We start from the raw sequence: 2,921 nt of genomic DNA, 5'->3' as shown, positions 1-2,921 counted from the left end.
TTCGCGCTGGGCGGTGATTCGATCACCTCGATGCAGCTTGCGGCGCGGGCTCGCCGGGCGGGCTTTTCGCTGACGCCTCGGCAGATCTTTGAGCGGAAGACTCCGGAACGACTCGCGGCACTGGCGGACCGGGCGCCGGAGGCGGAACCCGGCCCCGGCCAGAGGGACGTGGGTGCGGGTGAGGTGCCGTGGACGCCGGTGATGCGGGCGGCAGGTGAGGGCGCGCTGCGGCCCGGATTCGCGCAATGGCTGACCGTGCCGGCCCCCGTAGGACTGACGCGCGAGGCACTGGTGAGCGGCCTGCAAGAGGTTCTGGACACCCACGACATGCTGCGGGCTCGGGTGGTCGGCGGGCGGCTGGTAGCCGGCGAACCAGGATCCGTGGAGGCGGCCGATCTGGTGCGGATCGGCGAGGAGGCCCCGGGAGTGCTGGACCCGACGGCGGGCAAGATGATCGCGATCTCGTGGCTGCCCGGCTCGCCGGGGCAGTTGACCGTGGCCGGCCATCATCTGGTGGTCGACGGAGTGTCCTGGCGCATCCTGCTGCCGGATCTCCAGGACGCCTGGGAGGCGGTCGTGGCCGGACGGCGTCCGGTGCTCGACCCGGTGCCGGCCTCGTTCCGGCGGTGGGCACACCTGCTGACCGAGGAGGCGGTCAGCCCGCGGCGAGTCGCCGAGCTGGCGGAGTGGACGGCGCTCCTCGACGTCCACGAACCGCCGCTGGCGGCCCTGGATCCGGCGCGCGACACCTTCGCCGGCGCACGCCACGCTTCGTGGACGTTGCCGCGACAGCAGACCGCGGCGCTTCTGGAGCAGGCCGCACCGGCGTACGGGTGCGGCGTCGACGACGTGCTGCTGGCCGCGCTGGCGGCTGCCGTGGCCGCCTGGCGGCCGGGCTGGACAGGACCGCTGGTGGACGTGGAGCGGCACGGCCGGCATCCGGTCGGCGGGCTGGACCTGACGCGCACGGTGGGCTGGTTCACCAGCGTCCATCCGGTGCGGCTGGACGTCGCAGGCCTTGATCCGGAGCAGGTGGCCGCGGGCGCCCCGGAGGCCGGGCGGCTGCTGAAGCGCGTCAAGGAGCAGGCGCGAGCCGTACCCGGTGACGGGCTGGGCTACGGGCTGCTGCGCCACCTCAACCCCGAGACCGCGCAGAGGCTGGCGGCGCTGCAGAAGCCGCGGATCGGCTTCAACTATCTCGGTCAGTTCGCCGGGGACCTCGCCGGGGACGGAGAGGTCATCAGCGGGTCCGCCGACCCCGGCATGCCGTTGCCACATGTACTGACGGCGGGCGCGGTCGTCTCAGGACGCGGCGATCGGTCCGAGCTGACGCTGGTCCTCACCTGGGCCGGGCGCCTGCTGCAGGACGCTGAGGCGCTCGGCACGGCGTGGAAGGACATGCTGTCCGGGCTCGCCAGGCACGCGGGCGAGCCCACAGCCGGCGGGCACACCGCATCCGACTTCGACCTCCTCACCCTCGACCAGGACGACATCGACGCATTCGAAGCCGACTTCTCGGCCGATGTCGCCGACGACCGATAGCCCCAGAACCGATCGCAGGAGACATCATGGTCCGGTCCCGAATGGAAGACGTATGGCCGCTGTCGCCGCTGCAGGAAGGCATGCTGTTCCACGCATCCTTCGACGAGGACGGCCCCGATGTTTACCAGAGCCAGCGGACCCTCGACCTGGACGGGCCGCTGGACGCGGCACGGTTCCGCGCGGCGTGGGAGGCCGTCGTGGCTCGGCACGCGTCGCTGCGGGCGAGCTTCCGGTGGCGCGGGTCCGGGCAAGCCGTGCAGACCATCGCCAGGGATGCCAGGCCGCCGTGGCGCGAGGAGGACCTGTCCGACTTGGTCGATGCCGGAAGCCCTGCCGATCAGGTGACCCGCGCCGTCGAGGAGCTGGCCGCAGCTGAGCGGGAGCAGCGCTTCGACCTGACACGGGCGCCGCTGCTGCGGCTGCTGCTGATCAGACTGGCCGAGAACAGGCACGTCCTCGTCCTAACGAGCCACCACCTCGTCATCGACGGCTGGTCCATGCCGTTGATCTTCAGTGAGGTCACCGCTGTCTACTCGGGTGACGAGCTGCCGCCGGAGCATTCGTTCCGTGACTACCTGGCCTGGCTGGGCCGGCAGGACAAGGCGGCGAGCCTCGCCGCCTGGCGGGCCGAGCTGGCCGGCGCGGAAGAGCCCACCCTTGTCGCCCCGGCCGATCCCGCTCGGGTGGCCACGCTGCCGGAGAGCGTGATCACACAGTTGCCGCCGGCACTCGCCAAGATGCTCGCCGAGCTCTGCCGTACGTTCGACCTGACGCTGAGCACGGTGTTCCAGGCCGCCTGGGCGCTCCTGCTGGCGCGGCTGTCCGGGCGGACGGACGTGGTGTTCGGGACTACCGTCGCGGGGCGCCCGCCGGAGTTGCCGGGCGTGGAGCGGATGGTCGGGATGTTCATCAACACCGTGCCGGTGCGGGCCCGGCTCCATGGCGGCCTCTCGGTGCTGGACCTGCTGAAGAACCTGCAAAAGCAGCAGGTCGAGCTCATGGATCATCAGTACCTCGGCCTGACGCAGATCCAGAAGGCGGCGGGGCAGGGGGCGGTGTTCGACACCCTGGTCATCTACGAGAACTACCCGTATGCCTCCGGCGAGCCCATGCCGGGCTCCCTGACCATGCGGGCGAACCCGGGCCTGGAGGTCGCCCACTATCCGCTGACGCTGGTGGTGGCTCCAGTGGAAACGGGCGAGGTGGTGCTCAAACTCGACCACCTTCCAGAGATCTTCAGCCGGGAGACCGCCACCGCCATCCTCGGGCGCCTGACGCGAATGCTGGAACACATGGCCGACCCCGAGGCCACCGTAGGCGGCGGTGGCGTGGCAGCCACCGACGAGCTCGAGCGCCTCTCCCGCTGGGCCGGAAATGAT

2 protein-coding genes are annotated in these 2,921 nt (G+C 71.1%); both read left to right on the top strand.

Features of this window, described 5'->3' with window-relative positions; genetic code table 11:
• Positions 1 to 1,542: condensation domain-containing protein (locus tag Ssi02_RS38385; RefSeq protein WP_239130436.1), on the top strand; the 1,542-nt coding region annotated here is incomplete at its 5' end.
• Between the two features lie 26 nt (positions 1,543 to 1,568).
• Positions 1,569 to 2,921: condensation domain-containing protein (locus Ssi02_RS38380; protein ID WP_239130435.1), on the top strand; the 1,353-nt coding region annotated here is incomplete at its 3' end.

The organism is Sinosporangium siamense, assembly GCF_016863435.1.
Lineage (GTDB): Bacteria > Actinomycetota > Actinomycetes > Streptosporangiales > Streptosporangiaceae > Sinosporangium > Sinosporangium siamense.
Note: the sequence above shows the minus strand (reverse complement) of the source record. Positions and strands in the feature narration are given on the sequence as shown.